Source organism: Alkalihalobacterium elongatum (assembly GCF_019024285.1).
Taxonomy (GTDB): domain Bacteria; phylum Bacillota; class Bacilli; order Bacillales; family Bacillaceae_F; genus Alkalihalobacterium; species Alkalihalobacterium elongatum.
Genome location: NZ_WMKZ01000023.1, coordinates 52,664 through 70,957 on the forward strand (window position 1 = coordinate 52,664; position 18,294 = coordinate 70,957).

An 18,294-nucleotide genomic window follows, 5' to 3' on the forward strand; every position below is an offset into this window, starting at 1 on the left:
TCCTCACCTACCTTTAAATCCGTTAGATGATATCACAGCTGCAATGTTATCTACATCTGTTACTGATCCATCAGTTAGATTATTAATACCGTATACCTTTTTGTCTCCACCGATTTCAACTAGTTCAACATCTTTTTCTTCCCCAGGCTCAAACCTAACGGCTGTTCCTGCTGCAATGTTTAAGCGCATCCCTATAGCAACTTTTCGATTAAAGGAAAGAAATCGATTAGCTTCTGCAAAGTGATAGTGAGAACCGACTTGGACTGGCCGATCACCAGTGTGGGAAACTCTTAACACGATTGTTTTTCGACTTTGATTGCATTCAATATGGCCTTTTGCTACTCGATATTCACCAGGTATCATTGAAAACCTCCTTACATTCTTGGTTCTTATCGTTATGCAATAAATTATTTATTGAATAGGTTCATGAATAGTGACAAGCTTTGTACCATCTGGAAAGGTTGCTTCAACTTGAATTTGATCAATCATTTCAGGGATGCCTTCCATAACATCATCTGCAGAAAGGACTCTTTTGCCTTCCTCCATTAATTCAGCTACTGTTCGTCCATCTCTTGCTCCTTCTAATATAAAGCAGCTAAGAATTGCACAAGCTTCAGGATGATTTAGTTTGAGTCCGCGTGCTTTTCGCTTTAATGCAAGTTCACCAGCTGTAAATATCATTAATTTCTCAATTTCAACAGGTGTTAATTTCATGCTTACTCGTTCACTCCTTCCTAACATCATATGTGAGGTTTTGTTTATCGTATTTGATATTACTAATAGGGAGCAAGGTAATTGTTAGAAAATCTTACATAAAAATTCCTAACATCGTTTGTAAATTGTCTGTCAGATTAGATGACATAAAGAATGAATATTCGCACTTTTCTGTTTAGAGTGTTCATTGTGGAAGGAAAACACAATACAGAAAAGGGGAGATATCATGAAAAAGAAAAAGGGTAGGGTTAGTAAAGTTTTAAAAACGATCGCAAGCTCTGCTGTCTTATTAGGTTTACTGACGGCATGTGGAGGAGGAGAAAGTAGCAGTACACCTGCAGCAAGTGATGAAGGTGAAGCTGTTGAAGTAGGTTCTGATGAAATTGCGGTCGGAATTCTTCATTCATTAAGTGGGACGATGGCTATGAGTGAAACATCATTAAGAGATGCTGAGCTTCTAGCGATTGAAGAGATCAATGCAGCTGGAGGTGTTTTAGGAAAACAGCTTGTCCCAATTATTGAAGATGGTGCTTCTGATTGGCCGACATTCTCGGAACGAGCAACAAAACTGTTGCAACAAGATGAAGTAGATGTTGTGTTTGGAGGTTGGACTTCTGCAAGTCGTAAAGCGATGCTACCAGTCTTTGAAGAAAACAATGGATTACTTTTCTACCCTGTTCAATATGAGGGTATGGAGGCTTCACCTAATATCTTCTATACAGGAGCAGCACCAAATCAACAGATTGTTCCAGCAGTTGACTGGCTACTTGAAAATAAAGGAACTGAATTTTTCCTATTAGGATCTGATTATGTTTTTCCTCGTTTAGCTAATCAAATTATTAAAGCGCAGCTCGAGGCTAGCAATGGAACAGTTGTTGATGAGCAATACACACCTTTAGGTCATACGGATTATAACACAATCATTTCTCGTATTCGTGACTCTAAACCAACAGTTATTTTCAACACACTAAATGGAGATAGTAACGTAGCGTTTTTCAAGCAATTAGCTGATGCAGGAATTTCGCCAGATGATATTACGATCATGTCTGTAAGTGTAGCTGAAGAGGAAATTCGAGGTATTGGTGCTGATGTTTTAAAAGGGCATTATGCTAGCTGGAACTATTACCAAACAACAGATACTCCTGAAAATAAGGAGTTTGTAGAAAAATATAAAGAAAAATTCGGTGCTGACCGTGTGACTGGTGACCCGATTGAAGCTGCGTATATAGCGGTGTACTTATGGGCAGCTGCTGCAGAAAAAGCAGGATCTACAGATGTGGATGCAGTTAAAGCTGCTGCTGACGGAATTGAATTTAATGGTCCAGGTGGACTCGTTAAAATTAATGGTGAAAACCAACATATTTATAAAACAGTTCGTATTGGTCAAGTGCAGGCAGACGGTCAGTTTAAGGAAGTTTGGAACTCTGGAGAGCCTATTAAACCAGACCCATTTTTAGAGAACTATGACTGGGCTAGTGGAATTAGTGGAGCTATACAGTAATACGTGTAATGGCTGATAACGTTAGTTGTCAGCCAATCTACTACTATTAACAAAGGATGTGCGAGATATGGAAGGGGTTATTGTCCAAGCGTTTAATGGAATTAGTCTAGGGTCAATCCTTTTGTTGATTGCCATGGGCCTAGCAATAACATTTGGATTAATGAAAGTTATAAATATGGCCCATGGAGAATTGATCATGATTGGGGCTTATGCCACTTATGTCGTTCAAATGACATTTCAAAAATATCTACCAGCAGGCTGGTTTGATATGTACTTCTTTCTAGCAATCCCGTTTGCCTTTTTGGTGGCAGCATTAATCGGAATGCTATTGGAGTTTCTCGTCATTAGGCATTTATATGGGCGTCCTCTAGATAGTTTGTTAGCTACATTTGGTGTCGGCTTAATCTTACAGCAAGCGGCGCGTTCAATTTTCGGTGCACCTAATGTGGGCGTTGAGTCACCAGGTTTTTTACGAGGTGGTGTTCAAGTGATGTCGGTCACACTACCATACACGCGATTATTCATTATTTTACTAGTGCTTATTAGTATCGGTTTACTCTTTATCTATTTGTATAAAACAACAAATGGTAGACGTATTAGAGCCGTTATGCAAAATCGGAACATGGCGCTTTGTTTAGGAATTTCATCAAGACGAATCGACTCTACAACATTTGCGATTGGAGCAGGCTTCGCTGGTGTAGCTGGAGCAGCATTAACACTTATTGGGCCAATTGGTCCTTCCATTGGAACGTATTATATCATTGATGCGTTTATGGTCGTGGTCGTTGGAGGAGTTGGAATGTTAATCGGAACTGTCATTGGAGCAATGGGTATTGGGATGTTTAACACGGTACTTGAGTATTGGACGAATGCGTCAATGGGTAAAGTCTTAGTATTTGCTCTAATCATTTTATTTTTACAGTGGCGCCCTAATGGGATCTTTTCTATCCGAACACGCTCACTTGATTAATAGAAAGGAAAGGAGAGAGATAAACAGTGGAAGCATCCTTATCAAAAGTATTATATGATCGCAGATGGTTATTTTTAGCGATCGTTGTCATTCTCTTATTATGTCCTTTGTTTCTATCGGACTTTCGCTTAAATTTACTTGGTCGCTTTTTAGCATTTGCTATTTTAGTTATTGGTTTAGATTTACTCTGGGGATACACAGGTGTTCTAAGTCTTGGACATGGGATTTTCTTTGGAATCGGCGCTTATATTATGGGAATGTATTTAAAGCTCGAGGCAACAGCAACAGTACCCGACTTTATGATGTGGAGTGGAATTACAGAGTTACCGTGGTTTTGGGTAATCTTTCAAAATCCGTTGATCGCTATTTTAGGGGCGATTCTACTTCCGATGATTATAGCTTCCATTTTAGGTTTTGTAATCTTTCGTAATCGTATAAAAGATGTTTATTTCACAATCCTTACCCAAGCATTAGTGATCGTAACCGTAACTTTGATTGTTAGTTGGCAGCAATACACAGGAGGAACTAATGGATTAACAGGATTTTCTACCGTATTAGGCTACTCTCTAGCTGCTCAAACGACACAGAAGGCTATTTATTTTATTAGTGTTGCTTGCCTAGTTGCTGTGTTCTTCCTCTGCTATAGACTCGTAAATAGTCGATTTGGAAAAGTGCTCATCGCTATCCGTGATGGGGAAAACCGACTTCGTTTTTCAGGATACGATACATCTATTTTTAAAGTATTAGTTTTTACAATATCAGCAGGAATTGCAGGATTAGCAGGGATGCTGTTTGTTTTACAAGTCGGTATTATTTCACCAACAATGATTGGAATTGTCCCTTCGATCGAGATGATTTTATGGGTGGCGATTGGAGGTCGTGGAACGTTAATTGGACCAGTGATCGGGGCAATTGTTACGAATGTAGCAAAGACGCATTTTAGTGAAGCTTACCCAGACATGTGGTTGTACTTTGTTGGAACTGTCTTTGTAGTTGTCGTATTATTTTTACCTGGGGGCTTAATGAGTTTAGTCAGCAAAATAAAATCAAAATTAAGAAGGGGTGAACGTAATGTCACAAGTAAAACAACAAGTGAACGAAACAATCCTGCAGTGTAAAGATATAACCGTGGCGTTTGGAGGCTTTGTTGCAATTAATAACTTTTCCTTTTCGTTAAAGTATAATGAGCTTCATTTCATTATTGGTCCAAATGGTGCGGGGAAAACGACGTTTCTTGATGTGTTATGTGGAAAAACGAAGATGGTAAAAGGAGATATTCGCTTCAAGAACGATGAAAAAATTACAAATTTAAAAGAATACGAGATTGTTCGCAAAGGTATCGGGCGGAAGTTCCAAGCGCCATCCATTTTTCCTAACTTAACTGTTTTAGAGAATTTGGAACTTGCGATGAAGCAAGATAAGCGATTGCTTGCTATCTTGAGAGCGAAGAAAAAGGAACAGGAAGAGAAAAAGATTTATGAGATGCTAGAGTTGATAGGGTTAACAAAGGAAGAAGATGTCGAAGCGAAAAGTTTATCCCATGGGCAAAAGCAATGGCTTGAAATTGGCATGGTCATGATGCAGGAGCCAGATCTTCTATTACTAGATGAACCGATTGCTGGCATGACAGAGGAAGAGGAACATAAGACGGGTGAATTACTATTAAAGTTAAAAGAAAAGTGTACGGTCGTTGTTGTTGAACATGACATGGATTTTGTTCGTCAATATGCTGAAAAAGTGACTGTCATGCACGGCGGGCAATTATTATGTGATGGTAAAATGGAACAAGTCCAACGAAATGAACGTGTCATGGAAGTGTATTTAGGTAGAAAAGGTGATGAAAAATATGCTACAGCTACAACAGGTTGAAATTGCTTATGACGAAAGTACAGTTATCCGTGATGTTTCACTAGAGGTAAGACCAGGTCAAGTTGTCTGTTTAATGGGACGTAATGGTGTTGGGAAAACAACATTAGTCAAAGCGATTATGGGCCTTTTAAAACTAAAAGGAGGTTCCATTTCCTATGACGATGAGGATGTAACAAAGAAGGCGCCAAATTATCGAGCCAGAAAAGGTATCGGATATGTACCACAAGGAAGAGAAATTTTCCCACAGTTATCTGTTCATGAAAATTTACTTTTAGGTCTTGAAGCGAATAATACCATTATGAAAATTGATGAAAAAGTATACGACTTTTTCCCAGTCATTAAAGAAATGAAGGATCGGAATGGAGGAGACTTAAGTGGTGGACAACAGCAGCAGTTAGCTATTGCTCGCGCCTTAGTGGCAAACCCTCGCTGCTTGTTGCTTGACGAACCAACAGAAGGCATTCAACCAAACATCGTTCAAGATATTCAAGACGTTATTCGTGAAATTAAAGAAACGAGTGAGGACACATCGATCTTACTTGTGGAACAGAGCTTTGATTTTGCCAAAAGTGTAGCTGACTATTTTTATATCGTTGATAAAGGGAGGATCGTATATGAAGGTAGTGAACTAGTTGAAGAAGAGGTAAGTAAGTATTTGAGTGTTTAAAAATATTTTAATGATAGAGAAGGTATCTCAAAAGGTATTTTTGAGATGCCTTCTTTTATGATGTTAAATTTTGGTTTAATATTGTGGTTTTTAAGAAAATTGATGGGTTTGAGGGATTTCGAGGTGTCACAGTGTCGCTTTAAACCACTCTTTCCTCTCTTCAAATTGCTTTTTTCGGTGGCCGTTTGCTCCAGACGGATGAGGAAAATCAAATAGTATCGTTTTGTGGTGGATTTTCCCTTCCACTTTTAAATAACGTAAAACATCGGATACAGCTTTACCTGCTGGGATGATTACAGCATCTTTTACTTCGTTTAGCTCGGGTACTAACAGTTCATGAATCATTTGTAAAAGCAAATGATGCCTCAGCATTGAGGGTGATGAGCCTGTGTAATTTTTCTTTTTAATAAACACTGGATATCTAAGTGTAGAAGAGGAATGGAGGAGATGGTTCATATCCCCGTAAAGCTCTGCGCAGCTATTAATGTTTAGGTGCTGATTCAACTCTATACCATCTAACATCTCAATTAGGTTTTTTCTAATCCCTTTTCCGCCAAAGCTTGCCTGTTTTTTAGCATTTCGTAGCATTACTTTTTGTTCTTCCAAGCCGATGTTTTTCCGTACATAATTATAGGCTAGTTGCATTTGTGTCCACCCTGGAGTAATTCCTAGTATAATTACTTTTGCTTCTTTATTTATGTATTCAAATGGAGCCCAGAATACGTCAATATGAACGTCTTGGGCGTAAAGGAAATGATTGGTCATTAAGTCTGCTTTTTCATAAGTTTCTTTAATAGGTAATTGTAAAAGGCTGTGTTCATAGTTTTTAAAGAAGAACATTTTATATCCCCCCAGCGATAATCCGATAAACTATATTCATAAAAAATCTGTTTCTTTTCCGATAGCTAAAAGGTTTGCAAAGTACATTCTTTATTAATCAACTGTTATGATTAAGTGTCTTCAAACGTTTTGTCGATATACTAAATTTAGTTTAAACTAGGAATATCCAGTGAAAGAAAGAGGGAGAAAAGTAATGAAATTTTTTATTTCAGCAGATATTGAAGGGGTCACAGGTGTCGCAACGGGAGTACAGCTAAAAAAGGAAAGTGAATACCAGCGTTTTAGAAAACTCATGACTCAAGATGTAAACGCTGCAATTGAAGGCGCTTTTAATGGAGGAGCTACAGAAGTTGTCGTTGCTGATGGTCATGGAAATATGTCAAATATTTTCATAGAGGATCTTGATGAGCGTGCAAGTCTTATTTCCGGGAATAATCGTGTGATGTGTCAACTAGAAGGACTAGATGATACATATGATGGTATTCTGTTTGTTGGTCATCATGGCCGTGAAGGTGGATCCGAACGTACAGTTATTAACCATTCGTTAGCTGGTATTTGTGTAAACGAATTCCGTATTAATGGAAAGGTTGTAGGTGAAACAGAGCTAAATGCTGCTGTTGCAGGCGATTATAACGTGCCAGCACTTTTAATTACGGGAGACGACGCATACGTAGAAGAAGTAAGGGAGACATTACCTCATATCGAAGCGGCTGTTGTCAAACGAGGGATTGATCGTTTAGCAGCTGAACTGCTTCCGCCAAAAAAGACTCAGCAATTAATTAAAGATAAAGCAAAATTAGCTGCGGAAAAAGCAAAAAACATCAAACCTTATAAAATTGAAGGACCTATTACATTTGAAATTGATTTTAAAGGGACTAATCAAGCTCTCATGACGACAACAATTCCTTCTGTGGAACTCATCGGTCCAAAGACTATTCGGTTTACGTCTCCAGATATGGTAACAGCATACAAGCATATGTGGGGATGCGTTATTATTGGTATGGCAGCAACTCAAGGTGTTTTAGGACAAGCGAATGCATAGGTAAATCCTGTGTTAAGAGAGCCGGTCTCGTAAAAATAAAAGCAAGGGGTAATTCCGTGTGTTCAAAACAGGTTGCCTTTTGCTTTTTAATTAAGCAATGTAAAGTGAGTGTATTAATAGCTTTATCTCTTTGCTCATTCGTTTCGTAGCTATTTTTTTAGTAATAAGGACATTCGAATAACAAAAGTTATGGGATAGTTCTAAAGCGTGTTTCTCATAAATTGTTGCCTATAGCTATTGGTCCGCTAACCAAGATTATTAAAAGGCCTCTAAAAAAACAAAGCTGGACGCTTTTATATATGAAAGCGGTTTAAAAAGAGACAATGTTTGTTCACTGTTTCACAAACTTTTACATGCTAATATTAACTTATGAAAGACAAAAGGAGTTGATCAAGATGATATTATGCCAATGGAAAGACTTTTCTACAGATACTGAAACCTACTCACTAGAGATGTTTGAAGCTCTCGTTGGCGATGAGTTTGAGGCAATGATGTTTGAAGAGGGGAAGGAAATTCCGACATATATTTGGACAGTAAACTTTGTTTGTATCATTAATGAGAATTCCAAGCTTTATAACGATATCTCCATTACTAAAATTCAAAGAAATCCAGTTTGCGAGTAATTAATGTATGTATAATGAAGTTTTGTGGCTGCGCAGTTTAATAAACTATTATTAGAAAAAAATTTTAAAGATACATGCTCACCATTTCACAAACTTTATGTTTACTTTTTAAGGGGGACTTCACAATGGGAGTTTTAGAAAAGGAAGTAAAGAAACAAAATGATGTGACGATGATGATTGAGAAATTGGTTGAAAACGGGCAGTCTGCATTAGCCCAATTTATGAGTTTTGACCAAGAAACGATAGACGGCATCGTAAAGGAAATGGCATTGGCAGGACTTGATCAGCATATGGCATTAGCGAAGATGGCTATTGAGGAAACCCAGCGCGGGATTTATGAGGATAAGATCATTAAAAATATGTTTGCAACCGAGTATGTCTACCATAATATAAAGTACGACAAAACCGTTGGTGTTATTGAAGATAATGACCACGAGGGTGTTATACAAATTGCGGAACCTGTTGGTGTTGTGGCAGGGGTAACTCCGGTAACAAACCCAACCTCTACTACAATGTTTAAAGCGTTAATTTCAATTAAAACGAGAAACCCGATTATTTTCGCTTTCCATCCATCAGCCCAGAAATGTAGCCGTGAAGCGGCAAGGGTTTTGAGGGACGCTGCTATAAAAGCAGGCGCACCAGAGTATTGTATTCAGTGGATTGACACTCCATCTATTTCAGCAACCCAACAATTAATGAATCATCCTGGGGTTGCACTTGTACTAGCAACAGGTGGAGCAGGGATGGTAAAGTCGGCTTATAGTACAGGAAAGCCAGCTCTAGGAGTAGGACCAGGAAACGTGCCTTGTTATATAGAGAAAACAGCAAATGTAAAACGTGCGGTTAATGATTTAATTCTATCGAAAACGTTTGATAATGGAATGATTTGTGCATCCGAACAAGCGGCCATTGTAGATAGGGAAATTTATGATGTAATAAAAGAAAAAATGAAGAGTAATGGCTGCTACTTTCTGAATAAGGCAGAGCAGAAGAAAGTAGAGAAGCTTGTCATTAATGAACAGAGTTGTGCAGTAAATCCAGAAATAGTAGGTAAAACACCTTATTTTATTGCTAGATTAGCAGGTGTAGAGGTGCCAGAGGATACAAAGATTTTAATAGCGGAATTACAGGGTGTGGGGCCAGACTTTCCACTATCTAGAGAAAAATTGAGTCCAGTACTAGCATTCTATAAAGTGAACTCTACAAAGGAAGGTTTAACTCGAGCAGAAGAAATGTTAGCTTTTGGGGGACTTGGTCACTCTGCTGTCATCCATTCTGAAGATGATTCTGTCATAAGGAAGTTTGGTAGTCAAATGAAGGCTGGACGTTTAATTGTAAATGCTCCATCAAGCCAAGGGGCGATCGGTGACATTTATAATGCCTTTTTACCTTCATTAACTTTAGGTTGCGGTTCATATGGACGTAATTCGGTATCTTCAAATGTAAGTGCAGTTCACTTATTAAATATAAAAAGACTGGCAAGAAGAAACACGAATATGCAATGGTTTAAGGTTCCACCAAAGGTTTATTTTGAAAAGCATTCAACTCAATACTTATCAAAAATGCCAAGTATCTCAAAGGCGTTTATTGTCACAGACCCTGGAATGGTAAAGCTAGGGTATGTAGATAAAGTTCTTTATTACTTGAGAAAACGTAATGATTATGTACACTGCGAAATTTTCTCAGATGTGGAACCAGACCCATCAATTGAAACAGTAATGAAAGGTGCAGACATGATGCACAACTTCCAGCCAGATGTAATTATTGCACTCGGTGGGGGATCTGCGATGGACGCAGCAAAAGGGATGTGGTTATTTTATGAGCATCCAGAGACGGATTTTAAAGGCTTAAAACAAAAGTTTCTCGATATTCGTAAACGAATTTTTAAATATCCAAACTTGGGAGGTAAAGCACAATTTGTTGCTATCCCAACTACTTCAGGGACGGGTTCTGAGGTTACCTCTTTCTCTGTAATTACCGATAAAGAAAACAATGTGAAGTACCCATTAGCCGATTATGAATTAACTCCTGATGTAGCTATCATCGATCCTCAATTTGTAATGACTGTACCAAAGCATGTTACAGCAGATACTGGAATGGATGTATTAACACATGCAATTGAAGCTTATGTATCTATTATGGCTAATGATTATACAGACGGTTTGGCTATGAAAGCCATTCAGCTTGTATTTGACTATCTTCCAACAGCCTACCGTAATGGAAGTGACGAGCTTGCGCGAGAAAAAATGCATAATGCGTCAACGATTGCTGGAATGGCCTTTGCTAATGCTTTCTTAGGAATAAACCATAGTTTAGCCCATAAACTAGGAGCAGCATTCAATATTCCGCATGGGCGTGCAAACACGATATTAATGCCACATGTCATCCGCTATAATTCAACACAGCCTAAAAAGTTTACTGCATTCCCTAAGTACGAGCATTTCATTGCCGACGAGCGTTACGCAGATATTGCAGTAATGCTAGGCCTACCTGCCAGAACGAAGGAAGAGGCCGTTGAAAGCTTAGTTCAAGCGATCATTAACTTGGCAGAAGAATTAGACATTCCAATGAGTATTGAAGCATGCGGAATAAAGAAAGAGGACTTTGAGTCTAAGGTAGAGCAGTTGGCTGAGCGTGCCTTTGAAGATCAATGTACAACAGCGAATCCAAAGCTACCATTAGTCCAAGAGTTAGTGGAAATCTATCGAAATGCGTATAAAGGAGTTTAAAGCAAACTTCATAATCTAACGAATAGTTTTTTAAAATAATCTAAGAAGTTCCTCGCAAAATGTACCCTATTAGAGTAGGAAATTAAAAAAGCCTGCTTTAAAGGAGAGGAGTTGCGTTATAGTGGAGAAGTATCCTTCATAAGGTTGATGAAGGACATTACAGGATAAATGTTATGTACAGTCAAACAGAAAGGTTGGGGTTAAACCCGACCTTTTTTGTGGTGCTAATTATCTGTTTTTTTACCTGTGATTTTAGGTCTTCTCCATGAAAATGCAACTACTTACTCTAAGGGTACTTTTTTATTTAAGGCAAAAGTGCTTATAATACGCTTTCTAAGATGAGTAAAGGTATAATAAATTGGAAGAAGCAGACAATAACAACGCTATGCGATTTTTAGGAGACTAAACAGCGGATTTCTTAATTATGCTTTAACACAGCCCAAATATAAGAAAAAGTACGGGCATAAAAGCCTGAGAAGTGAAGGAGATAAAATGAGTAAAGACATGAAAGAAGCAGGATGGAACTTGGACAATAGTTATGGTCGTTTGCCAAAACCATTTTATTCAACTATCAATTTTAATCCAGTACGGTCACCAGAGTTGGTCATTCTCAATGCCTCGTTAGCTAAACCTCTTGGACTTGATGCTGAGACACTTAAAGGTGAAGATGCTGTAGCCGTTTTTGCGGGTAACGCAGCCCCCGAAGGTTCCTTACCTCTGGCTCAAGCTTATGCAGGACATCAATTCGGACATTTTACGATGTTAGGTGATGGAAGGGCGTTACTCATAGGCGAACAAATGACTCCAGAGGGTGATCGGTTCGATATTCAACTCAAAGGTTCAGGTAGAACGCCATATTCTCGGGGAGGCGATGGTCGAGCTACGCTAGGACCCATGCTAAGGGAATACATTATCTCTGAAGCTATGCATGCACTCGGTATACCAACTACCCGAAGTTTGGCAGTAGTTACAACAGGGGAGTTAGTCATTCGTGAAACAGAACTACCTGGTGCTATTTTAACTCGTGTAGCTGCTAGTCATATTCGTGTAGGTACTTTTCAATACGCTGCGCAATTAGGTACGGTCGAAGATCTAAGAGCTCTTGCCGATTACACTATTGAAAGGCATTATCCAACCATTAACGATGCTCCGAACAGATACCTTTCTTTGCTTCAAGAAGTGATTAAACGTCAGGCTAAGTTGATTACTCAATGGCAAATGGTTGGTTTTATTCATGGGGTAATGAATACTGACAATATGACGATTAGTGGAGAAACGATTGATTACGGACCGTGTGCTTTCATGGATATATATGACCCTGAAACGGTGTTTAGCTCGATTGATAGACAAGGTCGTTATGCATACGGTAACCAGCCTTATATTGGTGGATGGAACTTAGCGAGGTTTGCTGAAGCCTTATTACCATTGTTACACGATGATCAAGAAGAGGCAGTTAAGCTGGCACAAAAAGAGATTTCTGGTTTTTCAGAGCTTTATAAATCTAACTGGTTGGCTGGAATGCGAGCAAAACTGGGGTTATTCAATGAAGAGATAGAGGATGAAGATTTAATTGAAAGCCTCCTCGGTATTATGAAGGAATATCGTGCTGATTTTACCAATACATTTCGGGCCTTAACGTTTGGTAAGCTAGAGGATACGGGCATGTTTGGTAAAAAAGAATTTGATCAGTGGTATCAATTATGGCAGGCAAGGTTAAAGAAGCAAGAGGAATCGAAAGACGCCGCTCATGAGTTAATGCTAACAGCAAATCCTGCGGTAATTCCTCGTAATCATCGAGTAGAAGAAGCATTAGAAGCTGCAGTTGAAAAAGGGGATTACAGTGTGATGGAGAAGCTTCTTAACGTTCTTTCAAGACCGTATGAACATTCTGCTGACCAGACAGATTACTGTAAGCTTCCTGCACCAACAACATTGCCGTATCGTACGTTTTGCGGTACTTAATCAAAGAGAATAGAAAAAGAAAATTCTTTTATCAGACTATAAAATTCACTCGAAATTTAACATATTTCCGAAAGTGTTATACAAATATAATAATTTTTAACGATAAAAACATGAAGTTTGTCTAATTTTTAGAGGTTTATAAAGAAAAAGACACTTTCCTTTACATGAAGGAAAGTGTCTTGTATTATGTTAGTATTATGTAACCGAGGGAATATAAGGTTACTGAGAATGTTCGCTGACCCACTGTTCAATTAATGGGTATGTGTTTTTAGCAGCTCCTTTACCAACTGTTACTGAAACGTGACCAGCTCGGAGGAGTTTAAATGTTTTATCTTTACTTGAGATCTTATCCATTAAACGCTCCGTCTGTTGAGGAACAGCGATATGATCACGATCTGCTGCGATATTAAGAACATTAGCTTTAATGTTCTTTAATTGAACTTGTTGGCCACGAATATAAAGCTCATCTTTAATTAGCTTATTCTTTTGATAGAATTCGCCAATCCATTGTCTATAAGCTTCACCTGGGAATGGGATACCATCGCCAACCCACTTTTGAAGAAGTGCCCAGTTTTTAACGAATTCCGTATTATCTGCACGATCAATGAGTGAAATATAAGGACCGACAGAATTGACGATAGGTTTCAATAGCTTATTACCAAAGTCGATCGTTTCACCTGGAATATTTCCAAATGTATCAACCATAAGGTCTAAGTTAAAGTAACGTTCGTCTACCCAATTTGTAAATAAACCAGCATCAGAGAAATCAAAAGGACTTGTTAAAAATACGATATTTTTGATAGGCAGGTTTGGATGAAGAGCTGTGAAAATAGCAGTCAACGTTCCGCCAATGCAATAGCCAAGTAAGCTAATTTCATCTGCACCAGATGTACGAAGAACTTTTTTCACTGCACGAGGGATATAGTCCAGTACGTAATCATCTAGTTTCATATGACGATCTTCGTAACCTGGAGTTCCCCAATCTAATAGGTAAACATCATGACCCTTGTCAGTTAGATATTCGATTAAACTGCTTCCAGGGGCTAAATCCAAAATATAAGGTTTATTAATTAATGCGTAAATCATTAAAATAGGAACCTTGTTAGTTTTAGTTTTAGCAGGTTGGTAACGGTATAATTTAGCTTTATTCTTTGTCCAGATTAACTCTTTGGGAGTTTGCCCAACTTGTGGTTCTGGCTCTTTTGTGAGAATATCCATTGCGCGAACAAATCGTTTATAATCTTTACGGTATTCTTCAGGAATTGCATCTAATAATGATTCCATCGACTTAGTCATAGTAGTCATTTATTTTCCTCCTTATTTACGTAATTCTACAATTGAATTACATATAGACTCCACCGTTAATGTTGATACATTGTCCTGTAACGTAACCATTCGTTGCCAAGAAACGTACTGCATCAGCAACTTCATCTGTCGTTCCTAAACGGTTCATTGGGATTTTTGCAATAAGTTGTTCTTTTACTTTATCAGGAATAGCCTCAACCATTTCAGTAGAAATATATCCAGGGCAAACAGCATTAACCGTAATGCCATTTCTTGCTGTTTCTAAAGCTAAAGATTTTGTAAAACCAATCATTCCAGCTTTTGCTGCAGAGTAGTTTGTTTGGCCAAATCCACCTGCCTGACCAATGAACGAACTAATATTGATGATGCGGCCAAATTTTTGTTCAATCATCGGATTGATAACTGCAGAAGTTGTGTGATAAATACTATTTAAGTTTGTGTTAATAACTTCATTCCAGTCTTCTGTACCAAGTTTCTTGAACGTACGGTCTCTAGTTATCCCTGCATTGTTGATTAGAATGTCTACTTTACCATAGTGCTCTATCGTACTGTTTACTAAGGAATGAGCTTCGTCATGGTTAGAAACATCTGCTTGAAAGGCAACAGCCTTCCCGCCTAATTGATTTATCTCAAAAATAACTTCATCAGCAGCTTGCTTATTAGAATTGTAGTTAATAACTACTTCTGCACCATGTTTCGCCATTTCCATAGCAATTGATGAACCAATTCCACGAGATCCCCCTGTTACAATTGCAACTTTTCCCTTTAAACTTAAAACTTCATCTTGTTTTTGAAGCGGATCGTTTAAAATAATAGCCATTGCATATTCCCCCATTTTTAAAATTATAAGTAAAGCAGTAAGTAAATTAGATAACTATTTTTTCTCTGATGATGGTGAAGAAGTAGAATTTGTAGAAGTAGAAGTAGAAGAGGTCTCTTTTGGTAAAGCTTTTAAGATTTGATCCATCTTTTTATCTAACTTCGAGATGCTTGTTTTTAGTTTAGTTATCTCTGAAGAGACATTTTGATTGAAGATCTCATCCTCAAGCTTTTCATCAATGCTTTCAACCTTTTCTTCTAAATTGATTATCAGTGAAGCAATACTTGAAATCTCTTCACGTGTAGGTACGTTAATTTGTTTTAAATATGTGTCTGTAGTGCTTTGGATCATTTGTTGATATTGAAGGAAACCGTTCTGAAGTTGCCCTAACCATTCAGCGAACTCCTCTTTTTGTAGAGTCTCGTGAATTGCGTCGTTTAGATTTGACTCAGTAGTTTCATACATTGTCTTCCAAAATGAAAATGGGTCTAACATCGTTTGTTTTGTCATTACCTTAACTCCTTGTCTTAAATATTTAAAACTCAATTCTTATGTTAAGCCATTTTGAGCAATATTTTGGCAAAAAAAAATCGTAAAATATCTACTTTACTATGTAAAATTAGACAAAAGCTGCAAAAACATTCAAATAATTTGTTGAAAAATGATGGAATTTGGGTTCAAAGGAAATTGTTGACTTTTTCTACTTATAGGTGTAAATTACACATATAGATAATTTTCCTTAGAAGGTGATAGAATGCCCCCTAGAAATAAAAGCAAAGATAAAGCTAAACCTGAAAACATAGCTAATCCACCGAAGAATTTCATGATTCCAGTGTTGTTATTGTTATTAAAAGATTGGAATGCACACGGATACGAATTAATGCAAAAGCTGATGCAGTTTGGTTTTCAATCTGTGGATCAAGGAAACTTCTATCGAGTTCTTCGGCAACTTGAAAAGGATGAACTAGTTACTTCAGAGTGGGATACATCATCGTCAGGGCCAGCTAAACGAATTTATTCAATTACTTCAGCAGGAGAACAATACCTAGATATCTGGGCTAATTCATTGGAACAATATCAGAAAATACTTGATCAATTTTTCAACCTTTATAGTAATTTTTTCACGCCACCTAGATACACTTCGAAGAAAGAAGAGAAAACCGAAGAATAGAGAGTGCTCCAAAGACAAGTCATCAAAATATTTAATTACATAAACTATTATTCTAATATTGTTTATGTTTTTATACCAAGCCATATTAGGCTGTAGGTAATATAAATTATTTTGTGGAGGGACTTAATGATGGTAGAAAAAAAGACAAAAAATGAAAAAGTAATGGATATGTATTCTTTAAACTGGTGGAATCAAGATAATATTTTGGAAGACATGGAACAGAGATCATTACAGGCGATTAACAGTCAAAAAGAATGGATTGAAGGTACACGTGATCAATTTTTTCAGTTTGAAGAAAATGCTAAGAATTTGACAACAGAATGGAAAACAAATGCCCAAACGTTAATGGATAACTATAATAAAACATCAGATGGTCAACAATATCATGAATGGTTAAATAAACTTGAAGAAATTGGGCACAAGTCACAAGCAATTGCTGCCATTCCAGGAAAAACGTCTCTAGACATTATTGCAAAATCAAATGCCCAACTTGAGGAGTTAGTAGTAAGTTCTTCGGCTTACAATAAAAAAATGAGAGAACAAACATCTAAGGTAATGGATGGGTTTTATGATCAAATGAAAGAAATGCAAATGGGAATGTTTAAACCATTTGAGTTCTTTCCTGGAATGCAAAAGTAATTAAAGAAAAAGGAAGGATACAAGCAAATTTAATGAATACGACTTGTGTTTGGAACGGTAAAACTCCAAAAAAAGTTGAATTCAAGATTTGTTCGTTTTCCCTTCCTTTTCCTGTTTAATGACAAGGCTTGTCAACTTTTTATAAACATATCTAATAGTTAAGAGCAACAACCTCTGAAAAAGGGCCAAAATAAATACTAAAAGCCACTTCTTTTTATTAAACAACAACAATAGTACATTTCAGGAAATAACATAGAGAGTACCTATATTCTGAAAATGTAGAAAGCGCTTTCATTTTTAGTATATAAAAGGAGGTGGAATTTGCAGAGGGGATAAGAGAATGGGTTCCGAGTTGAGTTCACTGAACAATACTAATAGGTAAGGAGAGATGCAAATGAGATTAAAAGAAAAAGTCGCGGTTATTACTGGAGCATCTAGTGGCATAGGTGAAGCGACTGCAAAGAAATTCGCCACAGAGGGTGCAAAGTTGGTTTTGGTAGATTTGAAGAAGGTGGATGTTGATCGGACGATAGAAGATATTAAAAGTCTTGGTGCGGAATGTATTGGGATAGAAGCTGATGTGACAGACCGGCCTAAAGTTGAACAACTAATGAAAGCAACTGTCGATCATTTTGGGAAAATCGATATAGTCATTAATAATGCGGGAATTACACAGGACGCCAAGCTGGAAAAAATGACTGAACAGGAATGGGATAATGTTATTGATGTCAATTTAAAGGGTGTTTTTAATGTAGCACAGGCTGCTGCAAAGGTAATGATTGAGCAAAAAAGTGGAGTTATATTAAATGCTTCTTCTGTTGTAGGGATGTATGGAAACTTCGGTCAAACGAATTACGCTGCTGCTAAATGGGGTGTAAACGGTATGACTAAGTCTTGGGCAAAGGAATTAGGAAGGCATGGTATTCGTGTTAATGCGATTGCACCTGGATTTGTGACTACTCCATTGGTTGATAAGATGCCTGAAAAAGTAAAAGAGATGATGAAGGGTAAATCGGTATTAGGTAGGATGGGAAAACCAGAGGATATAGCGAATGGATATACATTCCTAGCCTCCGATGAAGCTCAATATATAACTGGTACAATTTTAAGTATTGATGGTGGGACAGTACTTTAAGATGATTATACTAACTGGTTAGTATGTAAATGAGAGAAGAGCTTTAGAACAACTATAAAAATAGATGTTGCACACTTCAATACTATATAATGAAGAAACTAGTTTTATTTACCTACTTTCATAAAAAAGAAGCCGAAACTCTTAGAGTTTCGGCTTTACTTGAGAGGTGCAAAACGGTAAAACACAGACAAATTCACACACTAAATCACATATCTTTCGCAACTAAAATCACAGTATAATTCGCATATTAAAAGGCACGAAGAACCGATTTTTCGTGCCTTTGTTTTCATGTTTTCTTACTTCACGA

General features: G+C 37.5%; 18 protein-coding genes. 12 read left to right on the plus strand and 6 right to left on the minus strand.

What is annotated here, in order from left to right:
• Positions 1 to 3: 3 nt before the first annotated feature.
• Together GKP30_RS17835 and ureA are read right to left on the minus strand one after the other, a co-directional pair.
• Positions 4 to 363: an urease subunit beta gene (locus tag GKP30_RS17835; protein ID WP_216830822.1), complete on the minus strand. Its 360-nt coding sequence runs from the start codon at positions 361 to 363 to the stop codon at positions 4 to 6.
• Between the two features lie 48 nt (positions 364 to 411).
• On the minus strand, positions 412 to 714 hold the full coding sequence (ureA, locus tag GKP30_RS17840) for an urease subunit gamma (RefSeq protein WP_216830823.1): 303 nt from the start codon (positions 712 to 714) through the stop codon (positions 412 to 414).
• A 226-nt stretch (positions 715 to 940) separates the two neighbouring features.
• Here ureA and urtA point away from each other — a divergent pair, with 226 nt between their 5' ends.
• From urtA to urtE, 5 genes are all read left to right on the plus strand, one after another.
• On the plus strand, positions 941 to 2,215 hold the full coding sequence (urtA, locus tag GKP30_RS17845; protein ID WP_216830824.1) for an urea ABC transporter substrate-binding protein: 1,275 nt from the start codon (positions 941 to 943) through the stop codon (positions 2,213 to 2,215).
• Positions 2,216 to 2,282: 67 nt separating this feature from the next.
• Complete coding sequence (gene urtB, locus GKP30_RS17850) at positions 2,283 to 3,185, plus strand: urea ABC transporter permease subunit UrtB (RefSeq protein WP_216830825.1); 903 nt, start codon at positions 2,283 to 2,285, stop codon at positions 3,183 to 3,185.
• Positions 3,186 to 3,211: 26 nt separating this feature from the next.
• A complete protein-coding gene (gene urtC, locus GKP30_RS17855; RefSeq protein ID WP_216830826.1) occupies positions 3,212 to 4,303 on the plus strand; it encodes an urea ABC transporter permease subunit UrtC in 1,092 nt (363 codons plus the stop codon).
• The gene (urtD, locus tag GKP30_RS17860) at positions 4,257 to 5,054 is read left to right on the plus strand and encodes an urea ABC transporter ATP-binding protein UrtD (RefSeq protein WP_216830827.1); all 798 of its coding nucleotides are present in this window, start codon (positions 4,257 to 4,259) and stop codon (positions 5,052 to 5,054) included. Before urtC ends, urtD begins: the two co-directional genes overlap by 47 nt.
• Positions 5,032 to 5,721: an urea ABC transporter ATP-binding subunit UrtE gene (gene urtE, locus GKP30_RS17865; RefSeq protein WP_216830828.1), complete on the plus strand. Its 690-nt coding sequence runs from the start codon at positions 5,032 to 5,034 to the stop codon at positions 5,719 to 5,721. Before urtD ends, urtE begins: the two co-directional genes overlap by 23 nt.
• Positions 5,722 to 5,847: 126 nt before the next feature.
• Here urtE and GKP30_RS17870 read toward each other — a convergent pair whose 3' ends face one another.
• Positions 5,848 to 6,561 carry a uracil-DNA glycosylase family protein gene (locus GKP30_RS17870; RefSeq protein WP_216830829.1) on the minus strand — a complete coding sequence of 238 codons (714 nt, stop codon included), beginning with the start codon at positions 6,559 to 6,561 and terminating at the stop codon, positions 5,848 to 5,850.
• 193 nt (positions 6,562 to 6,754) lie between these two features.
• On the opposite strand from GKP30_RS17870, the gene GKP30_RS17875 reads away from it, so the two are divergent.
• From GKP30_RS17875 to GKP30_RS17890, 4 genes are all read left to right on the plus strand, one after another.
• Positions 6,755 to 7,603 (plus strand): M55 family metallopeptidase, encoded by an 849-nt coding sequence (locus GKP30_RS17875; protein WP_216830830.1) that lies wholly within the window; start codon positions 6,755 to 6,757, stop codon positions 7,601 to 7,603.
• Between the two features lie 395 nt (positions 7,604 to 7,998).
• Positions 7,999 to 8,226 carry a hypothetical protein gene (locus GKP30_RS17880; RefSeq protein WP_216830831.1) on the plus strand — a complete coding sequence of 76 codons (228 nt, stop codon included), beginning with the start codon at positions 7,999 to 8,001 and terminating at the stop codon, positions 8,224 to 8,226.
• A gap of 125 nt (positions 8,227 to 8,351) precedes the next feature.
• Positions 8,352 to 10,955 carry a bifunctional acetaldehyde-CoA/alcohol dehydrogenase gene (adhE, locus tag GKP30_RS17885; RefSeq protein WP_216830832.1) on the plus strand — a complete coding sequence of 868 codons (2,604 nt, stop codon included), beginning with the start codon at positions 8,352 to 8,354 and terminating at the stop codon, positions 10,953 to 10,955.
• 492 nt (positions 10,956 to 11,447) lie between these two features.
• Complete coding sequence (locus tag GKP30_RS17890; protein ID WP_216830833.1) at positions 11,448 to 12,917, plus strand: protein adenylyltransferase SelO; 1,470 nt, start codon at positions 11,448 to 11,450, stop codon at positions 12,915 to 12,917.
• A 219-nt stretch (positions 12,918 to 13,136) separates the two neighbouring features.
• Here GKP30_RS17890 and phaC read toward each other — a convergent pair whose 3' ends face one another.
• From phaC to GKP30_RS17905, 3 genes are read right to left on the minus strand one after another with little or no spacing between them, the layout of a single operon-like run.
• The gene (gene phaC / locus GKP30_RS17895) at positions 13,137 to 14,222 is read right to left on the minus strand and encodes a class III poly(R)-hydroxyalkanoic acid synthase subunit PhaC (protein ID WP_216830834.1); all 1,086 of its coding nucleotides are present in this window, start codon (positions 14,220 to 14,222) and stop codon (positions 13,137 to 13,139) included.
• Positions 14,223 to 14,259: 37 nt separating this feature from the next.
• Positions 14,260 to 15,042, minus strand: coding sequence for a beta-ketoacyl-ACP reductase (locus tag GKP30_RS17900; protein WP_216830835.1), 783 nt, complete (start codon positions 15,040 to 15,042; stop codon positions 14,260 to 14,262).
• 54 nt (positions 15,043 to 15,096) lie between these two features.
• Positions 15,097 to 15,552, minus strand: coding sequence for a poly(R)-hydroxyalkanoic acid synthase subunit PhaE (locus GKP30_RS17905; RefSeq protein ID WP_216830836.1), 456 nt, complete (start codon positions 15,550 to 15,552; stop codon positions 15,097 to 15,099).
• Between the two features lie 244 nt (positions 15,553 to 15,796).
• On the opposite strand from GKP30_RS17905, the gene phaQ reads away from it, so the two are divergent.
• The 3 genes from phaQ to fabG all read left to right on the plus strand — a co-directional run bounded on the left by phaQ (position 15,797) and on the right by fabG (position 17,987).
• Entirely contained in the window at positions 15,797 to 16,213 is a 417-nt protein-coding gene (phaQ, locus tag GKP30_RS17910) for a poly-beta-hydroxybutyrate-responsive repressor (protein WP_216830837.1), read from the plus strand.
• Positions 16,214 to 16,339: 126 nt separating this feature from the next.
• Positions 16,340 to 16,852, plus strand: coding sequence for a hypothetical protein (locus tag GKP30_RS17915; RefSeq protein ID WP_216830838.1), 513 nt, complete (start codon positions 16,340 to 16,342; stop codon positions 16,850 to 16,852).
• Between the two features lie 394 nt (positions 16,853 to 17,246).
• Positions 17,247 to 17,987, plus strand: coding sequence for a 3-oxoacyl-[acyl-carrier-protein] reductase (gene fabG / locus GKP30_RS17920; protein ID WP_216830839.1), 741 nt, complete (start codon positions 17,247 to 17,249; stop codon positions 17,985 to 17,987).
• The last annotated feature ends 307 nt before the right edge of the window (positions 17,988 to 18,294 follow it).